The following is a 23,494-nucleotide window of genomic DNA, read 5'->3' as shown; positions in this document are numbered from 1 at the left end:
ATCTTTTAAGATCAAAAGATCGTCCGATCGCGGCCCGAGCCTTCGGCAGCTCCTACAGGGAATAGATGCAAGACCAAAGAAGATTCACCCGCGCATAAAAATAATCAGTGGGAGTACCTCTACATGCAATCGTCCAAGCCGACTCACGTCCGCTATTTGATCCTGCTCATGCTGTTTCTGGTGACCACGATCAACTACGCCGACCGTGCCACGATCGCCATTGCCGGCTCCAGCCTGCAAAAAGATCTGGGCATCGACGCAGTCACCCTCGGCTATATCTTCTCCGCATTCGGTTGGGCCTACGTGGCCGGGCAAATTCCCGGTGGCTGGCTGCTCGATCGCTTCGGCTCGAAAAAAGTCTATGCCCTGAGCATTTTCACCTGGTCGCTGTTCACCGTGCTGCAAGGCTTTGTCGGTGAATTCGGCATGTCCACCGCCATCGTTGCGCTGTTCATGCTGCGTTTCCTCGTCGGTCTGGCTGAAGCGCCTTCGTTCCCCGGCAACGCGCGTATCGTCGCCGCATGGTTCCCGACCGCTGAACGCGGCACCGCTTCGGCGATCTTCAACTCGGCGCAATACTTTGCCACCGTGTTGTTCGCACCGCTGATGGGCTGGATCGTGTATTCCTTCGGTTGGGAGCACGTGTTTATCGTTATGGGGATTCTCGGGATCATCTTCTCGCTGGTCTGGCTGAAAGTGATCTACAGTCCGCGTGAACACCCGCGTATCAACGAAGCCGAGTTCAAACACATCGCTGAAAACGGCGGCATGGTCGACATCGATCAGAAGGGCAAAAAGTCCGACGGTCCGAAGTGGGATTACATCCGTCAGCTGCTGACCAACCGCATGATGCTCGGCGTGTATCTGGGCCAGTACTGCATCAATGGCATCACCTATTTCTTCCTGACCTGGTTCCCGGTGTATCTGGTGCAAGAGCGTGGCATGACCATTCTCAAGGCTGGTTTCATCGCCTCGTTGCCGGCAATCTGCGGCTTTATCGGTGGGGTGCTCGGCGGGGTGATTTCCGATTACCTGCTGCGCAAGGGCCACTCGCTGACCTTCGCGCGCAAAGCGCCGATCATTGCCGGCCTGCTGGTTTCCAGCAGTATCGTTGCCTGCAACTATGTTGAAGTGGAATGGATGGTGGTTGGCTTCATGGCCCTGGCCTTCTTCGGCAAAGGCGTTGGCGCGCTGGGTTGGGCGGTGGTTTCCGACACTTCGCCAAAACAGATCGCCGGTCTGAGCGGTGGCCTGTTCAACACTTTCGGCAACATTGCTTCGATCACCACGCCGATCGTGATTGGCTACATCATCAGCTCCACCGGTTCGTTCAAATGGGCGCTGGTGTTCGTCGGTGCCAACGCACTGGTCGCGGTGTTCAGCTATCTGGTCATCGTTGGCCCGATCAAACGTGTGGTACTCAAAGAGCCGCCAGCCAACGGCGGTGTTGAAGCCAGCGGTAAATTGTCCCAAGCGCATTCCTGAGGAGCGGCGTCATGCAGTTGATTGAACATTCCGACTCGCCGCGCCACATCCGCCTGCACGAGCGGGACAATGTGGTGGTCGTGGTCAACGACCAGGGCGCACCGGCCGGCACTGAGTTTGCCGATGGCCTGGTGACGCTGGAATTTGTGCCGCAGAGCCACAAGGTCACCCTCGAAGACATTCCCGAGGGCGGCCAGGTGATTCGCTACGGTCAGGTGATCGGCTACGCATTGCAGCCGATTCGCCGTGGCAGTTGGGTCAAGGAAGATCAACTGCGCATGCCGACCGCGCCGCCGCTGGACAGCTTGCCGCTGTCCACCGAGGTGCCGGACGCGCAGGCACCGCTGGAAGGCTTCACCTTCGAGGGCTATCGCAACGCTGACGGCACCGTCGGCACGCGCAATATTCTCGGGATCACTACGACCGTGCAGTGCGTCACCGGCGTGCTTGATCACGCGGTAAAACGCATCAAGGAAGAGCTGCTGCCGAAGTACCCGCATGTCGATGACGTCGTGGCGCTGACCCACAGTTATGGCTGCGGCGTGGCGATTACTGCCACCGACGCTTACATCCCGATTCGCACCGTGCGCAATCTGGCGCGTAATCCGAACCTCGGTGGCGAGGCGTTGGTGATCAGCCTCGGTTGCGAGAAATTGCAGGCCGGGCAGGTGATGCACGAAGACGATGCTTCGGTGGATCTCAGCGATCCGTGGCTGTATCGCTTGCAGGATTCCAGTCACGGCTTCACCGAGATGATCGAGCAGATCATGGAATTGGCTGAGGTCCGTTTGAAGAAGCTCGACCAGCGCCGCCGCGAAACCGTGCCGGCGTCCGAGTTGATCCTCGGCATGCAGTGTGGCGGCAGCGATGCGTTCTCCGGGATCACCGCCAACCCGGCGCTGGGTTATGCCTCGGACTTGTTGTTGCGTGCAGGGGCGACGGTGATGTTTTCCGAAGTCACCGAAGTGCGCGATGCGATTTACCTGCTGACTTCACGCGCCGAAAGCAAAACCGTCGCCGAGGAACTGGTGCGCGAGATGGACTGGTACGACCGTTACCTGGCCAAGGGTGAAGCGGATCGCAGCGCCAACACCACGCCGGGCAACAAGAAGGGCGGGCTGTCGAACATTGTCGAGAAGTCGCTGGGTTCGATCGTCAAATCCGGCAGCAGCGCAATCAACGGCGTGCTCGGCCCGGGCGAGCGGTTCAAGCAGAAGGGTTTGATTTTCTGTGCAACGCCGGCGAGTGATTTTGTTTGCGGGACGTTGCAGTTGGCGGCGGGGATGAACTTGCATGTGTTCACCACCGGGCGGGGTACGCCGTATGGTTTGGCGATGGCGCCGGTGGTGAAGGTATCGACGCGGACGGAATTGGCGCAGCGCTGGCCTGATCTGATTGATATCGACGCCGGAAGGATTGCGACCGGGCGCGCGACGATCGAGGAACTGGGTTGGGAGTTGTTCCACTACTACCTGGATGTTGCCAGCGGCAAACAGCAGACGTGGGCGGAGAAGCACAAGCTGCATAACGACATTACGTTGTTTAACCCGGCGCCGATTACTTGATGCGTGACCGGCTCGGCCCTCACCCCAGCCCTCTCCCGGGGGGAGAGGGGGCCGATCCGGAGATATTTTAGAAGTACATCGACTTGAAAGTGCTTTGCCGAATCCATAATCGACTCGGTCTTGCAGGTCGATGTATGACACAAGACACCTCGGTCAGTCCCCTCTCCCTCGGGGAGAGGGAGCCGATCCGGAGATATTTTAGAAGTACATCGACTTGAAAGTGCTTTGCCGAATCCATAATCGACTCGGTCTTGCAGGTCGATGTATGACACAAGACACCTCGGTCAGTCCCCTCTCCCTCGGGGAGAAAGAGCCGATCCGGAGATATTTTAGAAGTACATCGACTTGAAAGTGCTTTGCCGAATCCATAATCGACTCGGTCTTGCAGGTCGATGTATGACACAAGACACCTCGGTCAGTCCCCTCTCCCTCGGGGAGAGGGAGCCGATCCGGAGATATTTTAGAAGTACATCGACTTGAAAGTGCTTTGCCGAATCCATAATCGACTCGGTCTTGCAGGTCGATGTATGCCGCAAAACACCTCGGTCAGTCCCCTCTCCCTCGGGGAGAGGGTTAGGGTGAGGGGCTTTTCAAGCTTTTGGCTTATCATTAGCCCCCTAACGACGCTCACCCAAGGCTCCCCGGCATGCTGGCAATCTTCCTCGAAACCCTGAACATCACCGCGCCGGTGTTTGCCATGCTGTTTCTCGGTGTGCTGCTCAAGCGCATCGACTGGATCAACGACAACTTCATTCACACCGCTTCGTCGCTGGTGTTCAACGTCACCATGCCGGCGCTGCTGTTCCTCGGCATTCTGCATGCCGATCTGCACGCCGCGTTGCAACCGTCCTTGCTGATCTACTTCTCCCTCGCCACGCTGGTGAGCTTTGCCCTGGCCTGGGGGTGGGCGATTTTCCGTTGCCCGCGCGAAGATCGCGGCATCTATACCCAAGGCGCGTTTCGCGGCAACAACGGCGTCATCGGTTTGGCACTGGCGGCGAGCATGTATGGCGATTACGGGATTTCCCTCGGGGCGATTCTCGCGGCGCTGGTGATCCTGTTTTACAACACGCTGTCGACCATCGTGCTGGCGGTGTACAGCCCGGTGATCAAGTCCGATCCGTGGAGCATCTGCAAAAGCGTGTTCAGCAATCCGCTGATCATCAGCGTGATTGCGGCGGCGCCGTTTGCCTATTTCAAGATCGGTTTGCCGGGATGGCTGGAGACCTCCGGTCAGTATCTGGCGCAGACCACCTTGCCGCTGGCGTTGATCTGCATTGGCGGCACGCTGTCGCTGGCGGCGTTGCGCAAGAGCGGCAGCATGGCGCTCAGTTCCAGCCTGGTGAAGATGATCGGGTTGCCGGTGCTGGCAACGCTGGGAGCGTGGTTGTGGGGTTTTCGCGGCGCGGAATTGGGGATTCTGTTTTTGTACTTCGGCAGCCCGACGGCGGCGGCAAGTTTTGTCATGGCCCGGGCGGCGCAGGGCAATCATGAACTGGCGGCGGCGATTATCGTGATGACCACGTTGATGGCGGCGATCACCACCAATGTCGGGATCTTTGTTTTGCAGTGGGGTGGGTGGATATAAAGGCAAGATCAAAAGATCGCAGCTGCGGCAGCTCCTACAGGAGACCGCATTTCCATGTAGGAGCTGCCGCAGGCTGCGATCTTTTAGCTTTTCTCGTAACTGTCGATCACTTCCTGCGCCGCGCGAAACGCATCAATCGCCGCCGGCACGCCGGCATACACCGCGCAATGCAGCAACGCCTCACGAATCTCGTCCACCGTGCAGCCATTGTTCAGCGCACCGCGCACATGGCCTTTCAATTCCTGCGGGCACTTCAGTGCCGTCAGGGCGGCGAGGGTGATCAGGCTGCGGGTTTTCAGCGGCAGACCTTCGCGATTCCACACACCGCCCCAAGCGTGTTCATTGACGAAATCCTGCAACGGTTGAGTGAACTCGGTGGCGTTGCCCAAGGCGCGATCAACAAACGCATCGCCCATTACCTGACGGCGGACTTCAACCCCGGACTTCTTCGATTCGGTCATGGCATATCCCTCTTGTGGTGCTGGCGGCGCCAGGCGCGTATCGACGTGAACAACAAGAACGTCAGCAGCGTTGGCAGGACATAAAACAACATCATTCGCTCAAGCTTGCCGGCCAGGGGCATGCCGGTGGTGAACGACACCACGTGCAGCCCGTACGCCAGATACAAACCGAGCAGCAACAGACCTTCGGCTCGCGTCACGCGGTAACCGGAATAAAACACCGGCAGGCACAGCGCGGCGACGCCGAGCATCACCGGCAGATCGAAATCCAGTGCGTTCGGCGACACCGACAGCGGCGTCGGCGCGATCAATGCGGTCAGGCCGAGTACCCCGAGCAGATTAAACAGGTTGGCACCGATCACGTTGCCGACGGCAATATCCCGTTGCCCGCGCAGTGCGGCGATCAGCGAGGTCGCCAGTTCCGGCAGCGAGGTGCCGACAGCGACAACGGTCAGGCCAATGACACGCTCGGAAAATCCAAGATCAGTTGCCACCACCACGGCAGCTCCGAGCAAAAGGTGCCCGGCAAATACCAGCATCGCCAAACCGACGATGATCATCAGCGAACTGCCGATCCACGACGCTTGGCTTGTTTCAATGCGCTCCGTGTGCGGCCGCGTCGAGTGTCGTGACTGGCGCAGCAGCAAGCCGAGATACAGCGCCAATGCGGCCAACAGCAGGATGCCGTCGAAACGCCCGATCTCTTCGTTCCAGGCCAATACGAACACCAGCAGGCTGGCGCCGATCATCAGCGGAATATCGAGGCGCACCAATTGCCGCGAAACGCGCAGAGGAATGATCAGCGCGGAAAGGCCGAGGGTGACAAGGATGTTGAAGATGCTGCTGCCGACTACGCTGCCAACGGCAATGTCCGGGTTATGCGCCAGTGCCGCTTGAAGACTGACGGCCATTTGCGGCGCACTGCTGCCGAGGGCGACGATGGTCAGACCGATGATCAGCGGCCGCACATGCAGACGCGCCGCCAGACGCACCGCCGCACGCACCATCAGCTCTGCGCCGAAGATCAGCAGGCACAGGCCGGCGAGCAGTTCGATCACGCTGATCAGGGGTAAGTCGGCTAATCCGAAAATGGTCAGCGCTCCATCAGTCGTCGAGGGCCTGCACGCGAACCCGTGCGGTGCCGCTGCGCAGCATGCCGAGTTGTTCGGCAGCCTCGCGGGACACGTCGATCAGGCGTCCACGGGTATGCGGGCCACGGTCATTGATGCGGACCACGACGGATTCATCGTTTTTCAGGTTGGTGACCTTCACCCGTGTGCCGAAGGGTAACTGGCGATGGGCGGCGGTCAGGGAATTCTGGTTGAACGGCTCGCCACTGGCGGTGCGTTTACCGTGGTGCTTGGCACCGTAATAGGAGGCGACGCCGGTCTGGTCGTAACCGTGCGGGTCGATGATATCGGTGCTGGCGCAACCGGCCAGCAAGGAGAGCAGGGCGCAGGCGCCGAGCAGACGTTTCATTCAGATACTCCAAAGTGATCGTTCCCACGCTCCAGCGTGGGAATGCATCCCGTGACGCTCTGCGTCACACCGCAATGGACGCGGAGCGTCCGGGGCGGCATTCCCACGCAGAGCGTGGGAACGATCCCCGAGCGCGGGGCCGGAATCAGCCTTCGAGCTTGCTTTTCAGCAGTTCGTTCACCTGCTGCGGGTTGGCTTTGCCTTTCGACGCTTTCATCGCCTGGCCGACGAAGAAGCCGAACATCTTGCCGCGTTTGGCTTCATCCGCCGCACGATACTGTTCAACCTGCTCGGCGTTAGCCGCGAGCATTTCGTCCAGTACGGCCGAGATCGCGCCGCTGTCGGTCACTTGCTTCAGGCCGCGTTTTTCGATGATCTCGTCCGCGCTGCCTTCGCCGTTGGCCATCGCTTCGAACACCACTTTGGCAATCTTGCCGGAGATGGTGTTGTCCTTGATGCGTTGCAGCATGCCGCCCAACAGTTCAGCGGAAACCGGCGACTCGTCGATGTCCAGGCCTTGCTTGTTGAGCAGGCTGCCCAACTCGACCATCACCCAGTTCGCCGCCAGTTTGGCGTCGCCGCCGATGGCTGCGACTTTCTCGAAGTAGTCCGCTTGCTCACGGCTGGTGGCCAGCACGTTGGCGTCGTACGCCGACAGACCGAACTGGCTCTGGAAGCGCTCGCGTTTCTGCGGAGGCAGTTCCGGCAGGGTGGCGCGCACTTCGCCGAGGAACGACTCTTCGATGACCACCGGCAGCAGGTCCGGATCGGGGAAGTAACGGTAGTCGTTGGCTTCCTCTTTCGAACGCATCGGACGGGTCTCGTCCTTGTTCGGATCGTACAGACGGGTCTGCTGGATCACTTTGCCGCCGTCTTCGATCAGCTCGATCTGACGCTGGATCTCGGAGTTGATCGCCTTCTCGATGAAGCGGAACGAGTTGACGTTCTTGATCTCGCAGCGCGTGCCGAATTCAACCTGGCCTTTCGGACGGATCGACACGTTGCAGTCGCAACGCAGCGAGCCTTCGGCCATGTTGCCGTCGCAAATACCCAGATAACGTACCAGCGCGTGGATCGCCTTGACGTAAGCCACGGCTTCCTTGGCACTGCGCATGTCCGGCTCGGAAACGATTTCCAGCAGCGGCGTGCCAGCACGGTTCAGGTCGATGCCGGTGGCACCGTTGAACTCTTCGTGCAGGCTCTTGCCGGCGTCTTCTTCCAGATGCGCGCGGGTGATGCCGACACGTTTGACCGTGCCGTCTTCGAGGGCGATGTCCAGGTGACCCTTGCCGACAATCGGCAATTCCATCTGGCTGATCTGGTAGCCCTTCGGCAGATCCGGGTAGAAATAGTTTTTACGCGCGAACACGTTGTGCTGACCGATCTCGGCGTCAATCGCCAGACCGAACATCACCGCCATACGCACCGCTTCCTGGTTCAGCACCGGCAGAACGCCGGGCATGCCCAGGTCGATCAGGCTGGCCTGGGTATTCGGCTCGGAACCGAATGTGGTGGAACTACCGGAAAAGATTTTCGACCGGGTAGTGAGCTGAGTGTGAATCTCCAGCCCGATCACGACTTCCCATTGCATGTGTGTCTCCTCAGAAGCCGGTTGGGGTGCGGGTGTGCCAGTCAGTGTTCAACTGATACTGGTGCGCAACATTGAGCAAACGGCCTTCCTGGAAATACGGCGCGAGCAACTGCACGCCAACCGGCAGACCGTCGACAAAACCGGCGGGCATCGACAGGCCCGGCAGGCCGGCGAGGTTGGCGGTGATGGTGTAGACGTCTTCCAGATAAGCAGCGACCGGGTCGCTGTTCTTGGTGCCAAGCTTCCAGGCCGGGTTCGGCGTGGTCGGGCCGAGGATGATGTCGACTTCATTAAAGGCAGCCATGAAATCGTTCTTCACCAGGCGACGGATCTTCTGCGCTTTCAGGTAGTAGGCGTCGTAGTAACCGGCGGACAGCGCGTAGGCACCGACCATGATCCGGCGCTGGACTTCCGCGCCGAAGCCTTCGCCACGGGAGCGCTTGTACAGGTCGATCAGGTCTTTCGGGTGCTCGCAGCGATGACCGAAACGCACGCCGTCAAAACGCGACAGGTTCGAGGAGGCTTCTGCCGGCGCGATCACGTAGTAGGCAGGAATCGCGTGCTGCATGTTCGGCAGGCTGATTTCCTTGATCACCGCACCGAGCTTCTGCAGCTCTTTGATGCTGTTCTGAATTAGCTCGGCGATGCGCGGGTCGAGACCGGCGCTGAAGTATTCCTTCGGTACGCCGATGCGCAGGCCTTGCAGCGATTCGTTGAGGCTGGCGGAGTAATCCGGCACCGGCTCATCGATGCTGGTGGAGTCGTTCTGATCGAAGCCAGCCATACCTTGCAACAAAATCGCGCAGTCTTCGGCCGTGCGCGCCAACGGGCCACCCTGATCGAGGCTGGAGGCGTAAGCGATCATGCCCCAGCGCGAAACGCGACCGTAAGTCGGTTTCAGGCCGGTGAGGTTGGTGAATGCCGCCGGCTGACGAATCGAACCGCCAGTGTCGGTGGCCGTCGCCGCTGGCAACAGACGAGCAGCAACCGCCGCCGCCGAACCGCCGGACGAACCGCCCGGTACGTGCTCCAGGTTCCACGGGTTTTTCACCGCGCCGTACCAGCTCGACTCGTTGGCCGAACCCATGGCGAATTCGTCCATGTTGGTCTTGCCCAGGGTCACGGCACCGGCAGCGGCCAGCTTCGCGACGACAGTAGCGTCGTACGGGGCTTTGAAATTGTCGAGCATCTTCGAGCCGCAGCTGGTGCGAATGCCCTGGGTGCAGAACAAGTCTTTGTGAGCGATCGGCGCACCGAGCAGGGCGCCGCTCTCACCGTTGGCGCGGCGGGCATCGGCGGCTTTCGCCTGCTCGATGGCCAGCTCTTCGGTGAGGCTGATGAAACTGTTGAGCTGCGGATCAAGCTGGGTAATGCGCGCCAGCAGGACTTTGGTCAGCTCTTCGGAGGAAAACTTTTTATCGGCGAGACCGCGGGCGATCTCGGCCAGAGTCATTTGATGCATTGCAGGCTCTTTCCCTTTAGTCGATGACTTTCGGAACCAGATACAGGCCGTTTTCGACCGCTGGTGCGATGGACTGGTAGGCCTCGCGGTGATTGCTCTCGGTCACGACGTCGGCGCGCAGGCGCTGACTGGCTTCCAGCGGGTGGGCCAGAGGCTCGATTCCGTCGGTATTAACAGCCTGCATTTCGTCGACCAGACCGAGAATGCTGTTGAGAGCGGAAGTAATGTGTGGAAGATCGGCATCATTGAGGCCAAGGCAGGCCAGATGAGCGATTTTTTCCACGTCGGAGCGTTCTAGCGCCATCGGGATTCTCCTGTGGAAAACAGAACGGACGGCGTCCGTGTGTTAGATTGTCGGAACACTACCGCACTTCTACGGTCATAAGGCCGCGATTGTGGGGCTTGGTGCACAGAAAAGCGGCCAATTTAACATATTGGCGCCTTGCCCAAAATCCCTGTCGTTGTTAGAGTTTGCCGCACTTTTTTACCCACGCGTTGCCTAGGGTCCCTTTCCCATGTTCAAGAAACTGCGTGGCATGTTTTCCAGCGATCTTTCCATTGACCTGGGCACTGCCAACACCCTTATTTACGTGCGCGAGCGCGGTATCGTCCTGAATGAGCCATCGGTTGTGGCCATTCGGACACACGGTAACCAGAAAAGTGTCGTTGCTGTCGGCACCGAGGCCAAGCGCATGCTCGGCCGTACGCCGGGCAACATTGCTGCCATTCGTCCGATGAAGGACGGCGTGATCGCCGACTTCAGCGTCTGCGAAAAGATGCTGCAATACTTTATTAACAAGGTTCACGAAAACAGCTTTCTGCAGCCTAGCCCTCGTGTGCTGATCTGCGTTCCATGCAAATCCACTCAGGTTGAGCGTCGTGCCATCCGTGAATCGGCCCTTGGCGCCGGTGCCCGTGAAGTGTTCCTGATCGAAGAGCCGATGGCTGCTGCGATCGGTGCCGGCCTGCCGGTCGAAGAAGCACGCGGTTCGATGGTCGTGGATATCGGTGGTGGTACCACTGAAATCGCGCTGATCTCCCTGAACGGTGTGGTCTATGCCGAATCCGTGCGCGTTGGCGGCGACCGCTTCGACGAAGCGATCATCACCTACGTGCGTCGTAACTACGGCAGCCTGATCGGTGAATCCACCGCTGAGCGCATCAAGCAGGAAATCGGCACGGCCTACCCGGGCGGCGAAGTTCGCGAAGTCGACGTTCGCGGTCGCAACCTGGCCGAAGGCGTTCCACGCGCATTCACCCTGAACTCCAACGAAGTGCTGGAAGCTCTGCAAGAGTCTCTGGCTACCATCGTTCAGGCTGTGAAAAGCGCGCTGGAGCAATCGCCGCCGGAACTGGCTTCCGACATCGCCGAGCGTGGCCTGGTGCTGACCGGTGGTGGCGCGCTGCTGCGTGATCTCGACAAGTTGCTGGCCCAGGAAACCGGTCTGCCAGTCATCGTTGCCGAAGATCCGCTGACCTGTGTTGCTCGCGGCGGTGGCCGTGCATTGGAAATGATGGATAAGCACACCATGGATCTGCTCTCGAGCGAATAAGTCGCCGAGTGCAATACGTGGGTGAGCGCGCAGGCAGCACTTTGCAGTGCTGCCTGTTGGCGTTTATCTTCTGTCAGTCTTCATCCAGGCCGGTTTGATGCCGTATGAATAAACAGAACATTTGCCTGGGAGGAGCGGCTTATTAAACCGCTTTTCGCCAAAGGCCCTTCGTTGGGTGTGCGCCTGTTGGTGCTGGCCGTGCTGTCGGTCGCGCTGATGGTGGTCGATGCCCGCTTCGACTTGCTCAAGCCCGCGCGCAAACAAGCGTCGCTGGTGTTGATGGACGCCTACTGGATTACCGACCTGCCCGGACGGCTCTGGGAAGGGATTGCCAGTCAATTCGGCAGTCGCACCGAACTGGTCGCCGAAAACGAAAAACTCAAGACCGAAAACCTGCTGTATCAGGGTCGCATGCAGAAGCTTGCCGCCCTTACCGAGCAGAACGTTCGGCTGCGCGAGTTGCTCAATTCCTCTGCGCTGGTCAATGAAAAGGTCGAAGTGGCCGAGTTGATTGGTATGGACCCCAATCCCTTCACTCATCGCATCATCATCAATAAGGGTGAGCGCGATGGCGTGGTGCTGGGTCAACCGGTGCTCGATGCACGCGGCTTGATGGGCCAGGTGGTCGAGTTGATGCCTTACACTTCCCGTGTATTGCTGTTGACCGATACCACCCACAGCATTCCAGTACAGGTTAACCGTAACGGTCTGCGCGCGATTGCCAGTGGCACCGGCAACCCGGAGCGTCTGGAGTTGCGTCACGTCGCTGACACGGCCGATATCAAAGAGGGCGATCTGCTGGTCAGCTCCGGCCTTGGCCAGCGCTTCCCGGCCGGTTACCCGGTCGCCACGGTGAAGGAAGTGATCCACGATTCCGGCCAGCCGTTCGCGATTGTCCGCGCCGTGCCGACTGCCGCACTCAACCGCAGCCGTTACCTGTTGTTGGTATTCAGCGACAACCGCACCGCCGAAGAGCGCGCCAACGATGCCGCGCAAGCGCAGGAAAATCTTGATGCCTTTGGCGGTGGTCCGATTATTCCGGCCACTGTGCCGAAGTCCGTGACTGTGCCTGCGGCGGCTGCTCCGACGCCCGCAACACCTGCCGCACCGACCGCTGCAGCCAGCGCCACACCGGCCAAACCCGCTGCCAGTAAACCGCCTGCGCCTGCTAAACCACCGGCAGCTACGCCGGCGGCAACCAAACCTCCAGCTGCCCAGCCTGCTGCGCGACCTGCGGTCAAACCGCCTGTCAGTGCACCGGCGACAACCGGGAGACAAGAATAATGGTCGGGGCTACCGCATCGCGAAACGGCTGGATTGTCTGGCTGACGTTTCTCATCGGCATGTTGCTCAGTGTCTCGCCGTTGCCGCAGTTCATGGAAATTCTGCGTCCGCTGTGGCTGGCGCTGCTCCTGACATTCTGGGCACTGTACATGCCGCAAACGGTCGGCATGGTCACAGCGTTTTGCCTCGGACTGGCTGAAGATGTGCTCTACGGCACGCTGCTTGGGCAGAACGCATTGATCCTGACACTGATCACCTTCCTCGTGCTCTCATTGCAACAACGCCTGCGAATGTTCCCGATGTGGCAGCAATGCCTGGTAATTCTGGTGATTTTCGGCCTCGCGCAGCTGGTGCAATTGTGGCTCAGCGCGTTGACCGGTAATCGTCAGCCGACCCTGGCGCTGGTACTTCCGGCGCTGGTCAGTGCCTTGCTCTGGCCTTGGGTCAGCTTTGCCCTACGCGGATTGCGCCGACGCTACAAAATCAATTGAGCCGGTGAAGCAGGGCACTGAACAGGGAGATGTTTTGATGAAGCCGCTTTACCTCGCCTCCGGATCGCCGCGTCGCCGTGAATTGCTCACGCAGATCGGCGTTCCGTTTTCCGCCATCAGTGCGGATATCGACGAAACCCCATTACCCGAAGAATCGCCGTCGGCCTATGTCGAGCGCTTGGCGCGCGGCAAGGCCGAGGCCGGGCGCCGTAGCGTCGTGTCTGCTCAGCCATTCTGCGTGCTGGGTGCCGACACCGCCGTGGTACTGGACGGCAAAATTCTTGGCAAACCGGTGGACGAAGCCGACGCATGCGCCATGCTGATGATGTTGTCCGGCAAGGAGCATGAAGTGCTGACCGCCATCGCTGTGCTCGAAGACGAGCGCTGCGAGTCGCGGGTGGTGCGCAGTCTGGTGCGGTTTCGCCCGATCAGCAGTGAAGAAGCCGCCGCCTATTGGGCCAGTGGCGAGCCACGGGACAAGGCCGGCGGTTATGGCATTCAGGGGCTCGGCGCGGTGTTTGTCGCCGGCCTCAATGGCAGTTACTCGGCTGTGGTCGGGTTGCCTGTTTGCGAAACCGCAGAACTGTTAGGCCATTTCGGCATACCCTGTTGGCAAAACCTGAACGCGCAATGAGCGTCGTACGAATCCAGATGCGGCCATTATCGTGAACATGCCTGAACGAGATCCTGCCATGAGTGAAGAGATTCTGATCAACATCACGCCGATGGAATCGCGCGTGGCGGTGGTCGAAAACGGTGTGCTGCAAGAAGTCCACGTTGAGCGCACGCAAAAACGCGGGATCGTCGGCAACATCTATAAAGGCAAGATTGTTCGGGTATTGCCGGGCATGCAGGCCGCATTCGTCGACATCGGTCTGGATCGCGCGGCGTTCATTCACGCTGCCGAAATCTCCCTGCGCGAAGGCCCTGCGGTGGAAAGCATCAGCGCGCTGGTGCACGAGGGCCAAAGTCTTGTGGTGCAGGTCACCAAGGACCCAATTGGCTCCAAAGGCGCGCGCTTGACCACACAACTGTCGATCCCGTCGCGCTATCTGGTGTACATGCCGCGTACTGCCCACGTCGGCATTTCCCTGAAAATCGAAGACGAAGCCGAGCGTGAGCGCCTCAAACAGGTGGTCAGCGATTGCGTGGCCAAAGAAGGCATCAAAGAGGCGGGCGGTTTCATTCTGCGCACCGCCGCAGAAGGTGCTGGCGCCGACGAAATACTCATGGACATCCGATATCTGCGTCGCCTGTGGGATCAGATCAACGAGCAGATCAAAACCATCGCCGCACCGAGCGTAATTTACGAAGACCTCGGTCTGGCGTTGCGTACCCTGCGTGATCTGGTCAACCCGAAAATCGAGAAGATTCGCATCGATTCCCGGGAAACGTTCCAGAAAACCACGCAGTTCGTTGCCGAATTGATGCCGGAAATCGCCGATCGTCTGGAACATTACCCGGGTGAACGGCCGATTTTCGACCTGTACGGCGTCGAAGACGAAATCCAGAAAGCCCTCGAACGCAAGGTGCCGCTGAAATCCGGCGGCTATCTGGTGGTGGATCCGGCAGAAGCCATGACCACCATCGATGTAAACACTGGCGCTTTCGTCGGTCATCGCAACCTCGAAGAAACCATCTTCAAGACCAATCTCGAAGCGGCCACCGCCATTGCCCGGCAAATGCGCCTGCGCAATCTGGGCGGGATCATCATCATTGACTTCATCGACATGGAAGATGAAGAACACCAGCGCCAGGTGCTGCGCACTTTGGAAAAACAGCTGGAGCGTGACCACGCCAAGACCAACATCATCGGCATCACCGAGTTGGGTCTGGTGCAGATGACCCGCAAGCGCACCCGCGAAAGTCTCGAGCAAGTGCTATGCGAGCCGTGCAGCAGTTGTCAGGGGCGCGGCAAACTGAAAACCGCGGAAACCATCTGTTACGAGATTTTCCGCGAGATCCTCCGTGAAGCGCGGGCCTATCAGGCCGAGGGTTATCGGGTGCTGGCGAACCAGAAAGTGGTCGATCGCCTGCTTGACGAAGAATCCGGTAACGTCGCTGAACTTGAAGGGTTTATCGGGCGCACCATTCGCTTCCAGGTGGAAACCATGTATTCCCAGGAACAATATGACGTGGTGTTGCTCTGATCCCCTGCGTCACGTTTATTCCACCGCGGCTGGCCTCAGCTTTTCGCAGTATTTTTGCCATGGGAGCCATCTGACATGGAGCGTCTGACACGCATTCTGGCCGCACTCACCCGCTGGGGGCTGGGCCTGTGCGCGTTGGTTCTGGTGTTGATGGCGTTGTACGTCAGTCTTGGCCGTGAGCTGACCCCGCTGGTGGCCGAATATCGCGCCGACATCGAGGACAAGGCCAGCGCCGCCCTTGGCATGCCGTTGCAGATTGGTGAACTGGAAGGGAACTGGAGCGGTTTTGCGCCGATCCTGCTGGCTCATGACGTGATGGTCGGGGCCGGTACCAATGCATTGCGTCTTGATCACGTGCGGGTAGTACCGGATTTGTGGGCCAGTCTGTTGGCTCGCGAGGTGCGCATTGCCCACCTGGAACTCAATGGTCTGAAGATCAGCCTGAAAGAGGCCGAAGACGGCAGTTGGGCACTGGAAGGCTTGCCGGTGCAGAACGATCAGCCGCTCGATCCGCAGCAGTTGTTCAATCGCTCGCAGATGATTCAACAACTGTCGGTGCTCGACAGTCAGGTGACCTTGCAGCCGCTGGATCACGCGCCGCTGACGCTCACCTATGTCGGCCTCAATCTGAAAACCGGCGCCAGCCGCCAGCGACTCGATGCCCGTCTGACCCTGCCGGACGGCCAGCCCGTTGCGCTGAGCCTGCGCACGCGAATTCGTCCTGATCAATGGCAGGACAGTGTGGTGGAGGGTTACGCCAGCCTGCCGCAGAGCGATTGGTCGAAGTGGCTGCCGGAGCGTCTGACCCAACAATGGAATTTTTCCGAGATCAAGGCCGGCGGTGAGCTCTGGGTCAATTGGGCCAAGGGCACGCTGCAAAGTGCAGCGCTCCGTTTGAACGCGCCGCAACTGACCGGCGCCTATGCCGATCGCAAGCCGATCCAGATCAATAATCTGGCGCTGAATGCCTACTACGAGAACAGTGCCGAGGGCGCGACTCTCACCCTCGATTCGCTGGCGATGAATTTCGCTGAAAAACGTTGGGAGTCGCATGTACAGCTCAAGCAGACGCGCGCGACCGACAAGGTGGACGAGCTCTGGCACTTGCAGGCGGATCGTCTCGATCTGACCCCGATCACGCCACTGCTGAATGCGTTGGGGCCGTTACCACAAGGTTTCGCCACGGCCGTTGATCATTTGAAAGTCACCGGTGGTCTGCGCAATGTGTTGCTGGATTTTCGCCCCAACGCTACCGACGGCAACAAATTCAGTTTCGCCACCAACCTGGATAACGTCGGTTTCGACGCCTATCACGGCGCTCCGGCAGCACGAAACGTCAGCGGCAGCCTCAGCGGCAACCTCGACGGTGGCGAACTGCGCATGGACAGCAAGGATTTTGTCCTGCACCTCGACCCGATTTTCTCCAAGCCATGGCAGTACCTTCAGGCCAACGCCCGTCTGACCTGGAAACTCGATAAAGACGGTTTCACCCTGATCGCTCCGTACCTGAAGGTGCTCGGCGAAGAGGGCAAGATTGCCGGCGACTTCCTGATTCGCCTGCATTTCGACCATAGCCAGGAAGACTACATGGACCTGCGGGTCGGTCTGGTCGAGGGCGATGGTCGCTACACGGCCAAATACCTGCCCGAAGTCTTGAGCCCGGCGCTCGACGAGTGGCTGCGTACAGCAATCCTCAAAGGTGCAGTCGACCAGGGTTTCTTCCAGTATCAGGGCTCGCTGAGCAAGAATGCCGGTGAGGCCGACCGCAGCATCAGTCTGTTCTTCAAAGTGCATGACGCTGAACTGGCCTTCCAGCCGGGCTGGCCGCACGTGAGCAAGGTCAGTGGTGACGTGTTCATCGAAGACAGTGGCGTGCGGATCTGGGCTGACAAGGGGCAGTTGCTCGACACTCAGGTCAGCGATGTGTTCGTCAATATCCCGCATGTGCCGGCTGGACAACACACGCACATGTATCTCGATGGCGGCTTTGCCGGCGGCCTCGGTGATGGACTGAAAATTCTTCAGGACGCACCGATCGGCACAGGTGAAACCTTTGCCGGTTGGGAAGGGGCCGGGGATCTGCAAGGCAAGCTCAAGCTCGATATCCCGCTGGACAAGGGTGGCGACCAGCCGAAAATCCTCGTCGACTTCAAAACCGCCAACGGGCGCCTGAAGCTGGCTGAGCCGAAGCTGGAGCTGACTCAGCTCAAGGGCGATTTCCGCTTTGACAGCGCCAAAGGGCTGAGCGGGCAGAACATCGCCGCGCGCGCATTCGACAAACCGGTGACTGCGCAGATCTTCGCCGATGGCAGTCCCGGCAAGCTCAAGACTCGGGTGGCGGCATCCGGGCAGGTCGAAGTGAAGAAACTCACCGACTGGTTGGGTGTCACGCAGCCATTGCCAGTGTCGGGGGTGATTCCGTATCAACTGCAGTTGAATCTGGATGGCGCCGACAGTCAGTTGATGGTCAGCTCCAATCTCAAAGGCGTTGCCGTGGATCTGCCGGCACCGTTCGGCATGACGGCGGATGTCGGGCGCGATACCGTGTTCCGCATGACATTGCAGGGGCAGGAACGGCGTTATTGGGTCAATTACGACCAATTGGCCAACTTCACCTTTGCGGCACCGCCGACCAATTTCGCCGAGGGCCGTGGCGAGCTGTTCCTCGGAGCGGGCGAAGCAGTGCTGCCGGGCGCCAAGGGTTTGCGGATTCGCGGTGTGCTCTCGGAACTGGACGTCGCACCGTGGCAGGACCTGGTCAACAAATATGCCGGGCAGGATCCGGGCGGCAGCGCCAAGCAATTACTCAACAGTGCTGATTTCAAGGTCGGCAAGCTCACCGCATTCGGGACCACGCTGGATCAGGCGTCGGTACAGCTCAACCGCAAGCCGGGCGCGTGGAATCTGGCGCTCGACAGCCAGCAGGCGAAAGGCTCGGCCAGTCTGCCGGACGCCAAGGGCGTGCCGATCGCGGTCAATCTGCAATACGTGAAACTGCCGGCGCCGGACCCGACGGTGCAGGCTGACGAGAATTCGCCGGACCCTTTGGTCTCTGTCGATCCGACGAAGATTCCGGCACTGGATATCACCATCAATCAACTGTTCCTCGGCCCGGATCTGGTCGGCGGCTGGTCGCTCAAGGTGCGTCCGACCGCCAAAGGCATCGCCCTGAACAACCTCGACATGGGTCTAAAAGGCATCCTGTTGCAGGGCAATGGTGGCTGGGAAGGTGCGCCGGGTGCGACCAACAGTTGGTTCAAAGGTCGCATTGGTGGCAAGAACCTCGCCGACGTCCTCAAGGGCTGGGGTTTTGCCCCGAGCGTAACCAGCGAAGAATTCCACATGGACGTCGATGGCCGTTGGCCGGGCTCGCCGGCGTGGCTGGCGACCAAGCGTTTCTCCGGCACGCTTGATGCGTCGCTGAACAAAGGCCAGTTCGTTGAAGTGGAGGGCGGCGCGCAGGCGTTGCGGGTGTTCGGCCTGCTCAACTTCAACTCTATCGGCCGGCGTTTGCGTCTGGACTTCTCTGATCTGTTCGGCAAAGGCTTGAGCTACGACCGGGTCAAAGGTTTGCTGGTGGCAAACAACGGTGTGTATGTCACCCGCGAGCCGATTCGCCTGACCGGTCCTTCCAGCAACCTTGAGCTGGACGGTACGCTGGATCTGGTCGGCGACAAGGTCGATGCCAAGTTGCTGGTAACGTTGCCGGTGACCAACAACCTGCCGATTGCTGCGCTGATCGTTGGCGCACCAGCGGTTGGCGGTGCGTTGTTCCTTATCGACAAGTTGATCGGTGACCGCGTGGCGCGCTTCGCCAGTGTGAAGTACACCGTCAAGGGCCCTTGGAAAGAGCCGAAAATCACCTTCGACAAGCCTTTTTAACTAGCAGACACTACGCCTTGGTAGGAGCTGCCGAAGGCTGCGATCTTTTGTTTTAAGAGTCAGATCAAAAGATCGCAGCCTGCGGCAGCTCCTACAGATTTATGTGCAGATTCCGAGGAGCGGCCATGTCTTTAGCGGTAATTCAAATGGTCAGCCAAAGCGACGTGCTGGCCAATCTGGCTCAGGCCCGACGCCTGCTCGAACAGGCTGCTGCTGGCGGCGCGAAGCTGGCGGTGCTGCCGGAAAACTTCGCCGCCATGGGCCGTCGCGACATCGCTGACATCGGCCGCGCCGAAGCATTGGGCGAAGGACCGATCCTGCCATGGTTGAAACAGACCGCCCGCGACCTCAAGTTATGGATAGTGGCCGGCACCTTGCCGTTGCCGCCGGTGGATCAACCGACGGCCAAGTCCAATGCCTGCTCGCTGCTGGTCGATGATCAGGGTGAAATCGTTGCACGCTATGACAAGTTGCATCTGTTCGACGTCGATGTGGCGGACAATCGCGGCCGTTACCGCGAATCCGATGACTATGCTTATGGCAGTGGCGTGGTGGTTGCCGACACGCCGGTAGGCCGACTTGGTCTGACCGTGTGTTACGACTTGCGCTTTCCCGAGCTTTACAGCGAGTTGCGCGCCGCCGGTGCCGAGTTGATTACCGCACCGTCGGCCTTTACTGCGGTAACCGGAGCAGCGCATTGGGATGTGCTGATTCGCGCCCGGGCCATCGAGACCCAGTGTTATGTGCTGGCCGCAGCGCAGGGCGGGAGCCATCCAGGACCGCGAGAAACCTTCGGTCATGCGGCGATTATCGATCCGTGGGGGCGCGTGCTGGCGAGTCAGGATCAAGGCGAAGCGGTGTTGTTGGCCGAACGCGACAGTATTGAACAAGCGTCCATCAGGGCGCGAATGCCGGTGGTGAGCCATCGGCGGTTTTTCTCGCAGGGCGCACAGCGGCCTGCTTCAGAACACGAATTTAAGGCGTAAACCTATGAGCGAGTTGTTGTCCTCAGTCAGTGATCACCTGTTGGCGCCCGGTGGCGTGACGATCGAGAGCCTGCAAGGCGTGCTCGGTGATCTGGCCGGTCCTGGTATCGATGCGGCCGACCTGTATTTCCAGGGCCAGATCTCCGAGTCGTGGGCGCTGGAAGACGGCATCGTCAAGGAAGGCAGCTTCAACCTGGACCAGGGTGTGGGCGTGCGTGCGCAGTCCGGTGAGAAAACCGGTTTTGCCTACAGCAACGCGATCACCCTCGAAGCGCTCGGCGCAGCGGCCCGTGCCGCGCGTTCGATCTCCCGGGCCGGGCAGAACGGCACGGTGCAGGCGTTCACCACGCAGGATGTCGCACAGTTATACGCGCCGGATAACCCGTTGGAAGTGCTGACTCGTGCCGAGAAAGTCGAGCTGCTCAAGCGCATCGATGTGGCTACCCGTGCCCTCGACCCGCGTATCCAGCAAGTCAGCGTCAGCATGGCCGGTGTCTGGGAACGCATTCTGGTGGCATCCACCGACGGCGGCCTGGCGGCGGATGTGCGGCCACTGGTGCGTTTCAACGTCAGCGTCATCGTTGAGCAGAATGGTCGTCGCGAGCGCGGCGGGCATGGCGGCGGCGGGCGTACCGACTATCGTTATTTCCTCGCCGAAGACCGCGCCATGGGCTATGCCCGTGAAGCGCTGCGCCAGGCGCTGGTAAATCTGGAAGCGATTCCGGCGCCGGCCGGTACGTTGCCGGTTGTGTTGGGTTCGGGCTGGTCTGGCGTGCTGCTGCACGAAGCGGTCGGCCACGGTCTGGAGGGTGACTTCAACCGCAAGGGCAGCTCGGCGTACAGCGGTCGCATGGGTGAAATGGTTGCCTCGAAGCTTTGCACCATCGTCGATGACGGCACCTTGAGCGGCCGTCGCGGTTCGCTGAGCGTCGACGACGAAGGCACGCCGACCGAGTGCACCACGCTGATCGAAAATGGCGTACTGAAAGGCTACATGCAGGACAAACTCAATGCGCGCTTGATGGGCGTTGCTCGCACCGGTAACGGTCGTCGGGAGTCCTATGCGCATCTGCCGATGCCGCGCATGACCAACACGTACATGCTCGGCGGCGAAAGCGATCCGGCAGAAATCATCGCCTCTGTGAAGAAGGGCATCTACTGCGCCAACCTTGGCGGTGGTCAGGTCGACATCACCAGCGGCAAGTTCGTGTTCTCCACCAGCGAGGCGTACCTGATCGAAGACGGCAAGATCACCGCGCCAGTCAAAGGCGCGACGTTGATCGGCAACGGCCCCGAGGCGATGAGCCGGGTGTCGATGGTCGGTAACGATCTGGCGCTGGACAGCGGTGTGGGCACGTGCGGCAAGGATGGGCAATCGGTGCCGGTAGGTGTGGGTCAGCCGACGCTGAAAATCGATGCGATCACCGTGGGTGGCACGGGCGCATAAGAAGAGGTGGAGCTTCGGGTGGCGCGCAGGGCGGCCACCCGGTGGCGAATATCAACGCAGGCCGCGTTGAGTCTCGTCCAGCTCACGGATGTACTTGAAGATCTTGCGGCTGGAAGCAGGAGGTTTGTTTTGCGCAACCTCATGCTGAGCCTGACGGATCAGGGAACGCAGTTGCTGGCGATCGGCGTCCGGGTACTCGACGACGAATTTCTCCAGCACGGCATCGTCGCCTGCAATCAGGCGATCACGCCAGCGTTCCAGGTTATGGAAACGCTCGTTGTACTGACGAGTCGAGGCATCGAGTTGATCGAGCAAGGTCAGAATCGCGTCAGTGTCCTGATCGCGCATCAGTTTGCCGATGAACTGCAAGTGCCGTTTACGCGCGATGTTCGCGGTGTGCTTGGGCGCATCGGCCAGAGCCCGGCGCATAGCGTCGGTCAGCGGCAGTTTTGCGATCAAGTCTGGCTTGAGTGTTGTCAGGCGCTCGCCGAGGTCAACCAGAGCATGCAGCTCGCGTTTGACCTGAGATTTGCTTTTTTCTCCCGTATCGAGGGAGTCGTCGTAAGAATCAACCATGGTGGCAGTCCGCAAAGAAACGCCGCCATGATAACCAGTCGGGGGCCGCTTGTCCGGCCCGGTCGCTCGATGACCCCAGCCGAAAGCAGAATTTGAGTGGAGATGAGCATGAGTGCAGTTGAAAGCGTCGGCCCGCAGGCATTGCCGGCACTGCAGGAACAGGTCGAGCAGATCATCGCCGAAGCCAAGCGTCAGGGCGCCAGCGCCTGTGAAGTAGCGGTGTCGCTGGAGCAGGGCCTGTCGACGTCGGTGCGCCAGCGCGAAGTCGAAACCGTTGAATTCAACCGCGATCAGGGCTTTGGCATCACGCTGTACGTGGGCCAGCGCAAAGGCTCGGCCAGCACCTCGGCAACCGGCCCGGATGCGATTCGCGAGACCGTCGCAGCGGCACTGGCCATCGCCAAACACACCTCCGAAGACGAAGCCTCGGGTCTCGCCGATGCGGCGTTGATGGCCAAGGAGCAGCACGATTTCGATTTGTTCCACGAATGGGACATCACTCCGGAGCAGGCCATCGAGAAGGCCCTGCTCTGTGAAGCAGCGGCCTTCGACGCCGATGCGCGGATCAAGAACGCAGACGGCACTACCCTGAGCACCCATCAGGGCTGCCGCGTTTACGGCAACAGCCACGGCTTTATCGGCGGTTATGCGTCGACCCGACACAGCCTGAGCTGCGTGATGATCGCTGAGGCCGACGGCCAGATGCAGCGTGATTACTGGTACGACGTGAACCGTCAGGGCAGTCTTCTGGCCGATCCGGTGAGCATCGGCCAGCGTGCCGCGCAACGGGCGGCGAGCCGCTTGGGCGCGCGCCCGGTACCGACGTGCGAGGTGCCGGTGCTGTTTTCCGCAGAGCTGGCGGGCGGTTTGTTCGGCAGTTTCCTCTCGGCGGTGTCGGGCGGCAGTCTGTATCGCAAGTCGTCGTTCCTTGAAGGCACCCTGGGGCAGAAGTTGTTCCCGGAATGGCTGACCATTGATGAGCGTCCGCACCTGATGCGCGCAATGGGCAGTGCTTCGTACGACGGTGATGGTCTGGCGACGTATGCCAAACCGTTCGTCGAAAAGGGCGAGTTGGTGTCGTACATCCTCGGCACGTACTCCGGGCGCAAACTCGGCATGCCAAGCACGGCGAACGCTGGTGGGGTGCATAACCTGTTCGTTACCCATGGTGATGAAGACCAGGCGGCGCTGCTGAAGCGTATGGGGCGTGGCTTGTTGGTTACTGAATTGATGGGCCATGGCCTGAACATGGTCACCGGCGACTATTCGCGCGGGGCGGCAGGCTTCTGGGTCGAGAACGGCGAAATCCAGTTCGCCGTGCAGGAAGTGACGATCGCCGGCAACATGCGCGACATGTTCAAGCAGATCGTTGCGGTGGGTAATGACCTGGAACTGCGTAGCAACATCCGCACCGGCTCTGTGTTGATCGAGCGGATGACGGTGGCGGGCAGCTAAACCCCATTCGTCAGAACTAAAAAGGCGCGCCACCCCATC

General features: G+C 60.0%; 18 protein-coding genes and 1 pseudogene. 12 read left to right on the top strand and 7 right to left on the bottom strand.

The features are described from left to right. Positions 1-93: 93 nt before the first annotated feature. The 3 genes and pseudogenes from CKW38_RS10365 to CKW38_RS10355 form a co-directional block, all read left to right on the top strand. Positions 94-1,485: pseudogene (locus tag CKW38_RS10365) on the top strand (MFS transporter); the annotation flags it as partial. 11 nt (positions 1,486-1,496) lie between these two features. Beyond that, on the top strand, positions 1,497-3,050 hold the full coding sequence (gene garD, locus CKW38_RS10360; protein ID WP_077571106.1) for a galactarate dehydratase: 1,554 nt from the start codon (positions 1,497-1,499) through the stop codon (positions 3,048-3,050). A gap of 646 nt (positions 3,051-3,696) precedes the next feature. Next, on the top strand, positions 3,697-4,638 hold the full coding sequence (locus tag CKW38_RS10355) for an AEC family transporter (RefSeq protein ID WP_007915344.1): 942 nt from the start codon (positions 3,697-3,699) through the stop codon (positions 4,636-4,638). A gap of 83 nt (positions 4,639-4,721) precedes the next feature. Here CKW38_RS10355 and CKW38_RS10350 read toward each other — a convergent pair whose 3' ends face one another. The 6 genes from CKW38_RS10350 to gatC form a co-directional block, all read right to left on the bottom strand. Then, positions 4,722-5,099 carry a carboxymuconolactone decarboxylase family protein gene (locus tag CKW38_RS10350; RefSeq protein ID WP_007915345.1) on the bottom strand — a complete coding sequence of 126 codons (378 nt, stop codon included), beginning with the start codon at positions 5,097-5,099 and terminating at the stop codon, positions 4,722-4,724. Next, a complete protein-coding gene (locus tag CKW38_RS10345) occupies positions 5,096-6,157 on the bottom strand; it encodes a calcium/sodium antiporter (protein WP_095112683.1) in 1,062 nt (353 codons plus the stop codon). The genes CKW38_RS10350 and CKW38_RS10345 overlap by 4 nt, the downstream gene beginning before the upstream one ends. A 46-nt stretch (positions 6,158-6,203) precedes the next feature. Further along, positions 6,204-6,578, bottom strand: coding sequence for a septal ring lytic transglycosylase RlpA family protein (locus CKW38_RS10340; RefSeq protein ID WP_095112682.1), 375 nt, complete (start codon positions 6,576-6,578; stop codon positions 6,204-6,206). Between the two features lie 145 nt (positions 6,579-6,723). Further along, positions 6,724-8,169 (bottom strand): Asp-tRNA(Asn)/Glu-tRNA(Gln) amidotransferase subunit GatB, encoded by a 1,446-nt coding sequence (gene gatB, locus CKW38_RS10335; protein WP_007915352.1) that lies wholly within the window; start codon positions 8,167-8,169, stop codon positions 6,724-6,726. A 10-nt stretch (positions 8,170-8,179) separates the two neighbouring features. After that, positions 8,180-9,631: an Asp-tRNA(Asn)/Glu-tRNA(Gln) amidotransferase subunit GatA gene (gene gatA / locus CKW38_RS10330; protein ID WP_095112681.1), complete on the bottom strand. Its 1,452-nt coding sequence runs from the start codon at positions 9,629-9,631 to the stop codon at positions 8,180-8,182. 16 nt (positions 9,632-9,647) lie between these two features. Next, positions 9,648-9,935, bottom strand: coding sequence for an Asp-tRNA(Asn)/Glu-tRNA(Gln) amidotransferase subunit GatC (gatC, locus tag CKW38_RS10325; RefSeq protein ID WP_007915356.1), 288 nt, complete (start codon positions 9,933-9,935; stop codon positions 9,648-9,650). A 211-nt stretch (positions 9,936-10,146) separates the two neighbouring features. On the opposite strand from gatC, the gene mreB reads away from it, so the two are divergent. The 8 genes from mreB to tldD all read left to right on the top strand — a co-directional run bounded on the left by mreB (position 10,147) and on the right by tldD (position 21,424). Next, positions 10,147-11,184 carry a rod shape-determining protein MreB gene (mreB, locus tag CKW38_RS10320; protein ID WP_002555108.1) on the top strand — a complete coding sequence of 346 codons (1,038 nt, stop codon included), beginning with the start codon at positions 10,147-10,149 and terminating at the stop codon, positions 11,182-11,184. 141 nt (positions 11,185-11,325) lie between these two features. Further along, positions 11,326-12,468 carry a rod shape-determining protein MreC gene (gene mreC / locus CKW38_RS10315; RefSeq protein ID WP_081498748.1) on the top strand — a complete coding sequence of 381 codons (1,143 nt, stop codon included), beginning with the start codon at positions 11,326-11,328 and terminating at the stop codon, positions 12,466-12,468. Beyond that, the gene (gene mreD, locus CKW38_RS10310) at positions 12,468-12,959 is read left to right on the top strand and encodes a rod shape-determining protein MreD (protein WP_077571118.1); all 492 of its coding nucleotides are present in this window, start codon (positions 12,468-12,470) and stop codon (positions 12,957-12,959) included. Before mreC ends, mreD begins: the two co-directional genes overlap by 1 nt. Before the next feature lie 37 nt (positions 12,960-12,996). Continuing rightward, positions 12,997-13,593, top strand: a complete 597-nt coding sequence (locus tag CKW38_RS10305) for a nucleoside triphosphate pyrophosphatase (RefSeq protein ID WP_095112680.1) — start codon at positions 12,997-12,999, stop codon at positions 13,591-13,593. A 58-nt stretch (positions 13,594-13,651) separates the two neighbouring features. Then, entirely contained in the window at positions 13,652-15,109 is a 1,458-nt protein-coding gene (rng, locus tag CKW38_RS10300; RefSeq protein WP_007915369.1) for a ribonuclease G, read from the top strand. A 75-nt stretch (positions 15,110-15,184) separates the two neighbouring features. Then, a complete protein-coding gene (locus tag CKW38_RS10295; RefSeq protein ID WP_095112679.1) occupies positions 15,185-18,991 on the top strand; it encodes a YhdP family protein in 3,807 nt (1,268 codons plus the stop codon). 125 nt (positions 18,992-19,116) lie between these two features. Further along, positions 19,117-19,977, top strand: coding sequence for a carbon-nitrogen hydrolase family protein (locus tag CKW38_RS10290; protein ID WP_095112678.1), 861 nt, complete (start codon positions 19,117-19,119; stop codon positions 19,975-19,977). Between the two features lie 4 nt (positions 19,978-19,981). Further along, the gene (tldD, locus tag CKW38_RS10285; RefSeq protein WP_007915374.1) at positions 19,982-21,424 is read left to right on the top strand and encodes a metalloprotease TldD; all 1,443 of its coding nucleotides are present in this window, start codon (positions 19,982-19,984) and stop codon (positions 21,422-21,424) included. Between the two features lie 51 nt (positions 21,425-21,475). Here the strand turns inward: tldD and yjgA are convergent, their stop codons facing one another. Then, entirely contained in the window at positions 21,476-22,000 is a 525-nt protein-coding gene (gene yjgA, locus CKW38_RS10280; protein WP_007915377.1) for a ribosome biogenesis factor YjgA, read from the bottom strand. Between the two features lie 108 nt (positions 22,001-22,108). On the opposite strand from yjgA, the gene pmbA reads away from it, so the two are divergent. Beyond that, a complete protein-coding gene (gene pmbA / locus CKW38_RS10275; RefSeq protein ID WP_095112677.1) occupies positions 22,109-23,455 on the top strand; it encodes a metalloprotease PmbA in 1,347 nt (448 codons plus the stop codon). Positions 23,456-23,494 lie beyond the last annotated feature (39 nt).

This window comes from Pseudomonas sp. Irchel 3H7 (assembly GCF_900187605.1).
GTDB lineage: Bacteria > Pseudomonadota > Gammaproteobacteria > Pseudomonadales > Pseudomonadaceae > Aquipseudomonas.
The sequence above is the reverse complement of the archived record's forward strand: the minus strand, read 5'-3'. Positions and strand labels throughout refer to the sequence as shown.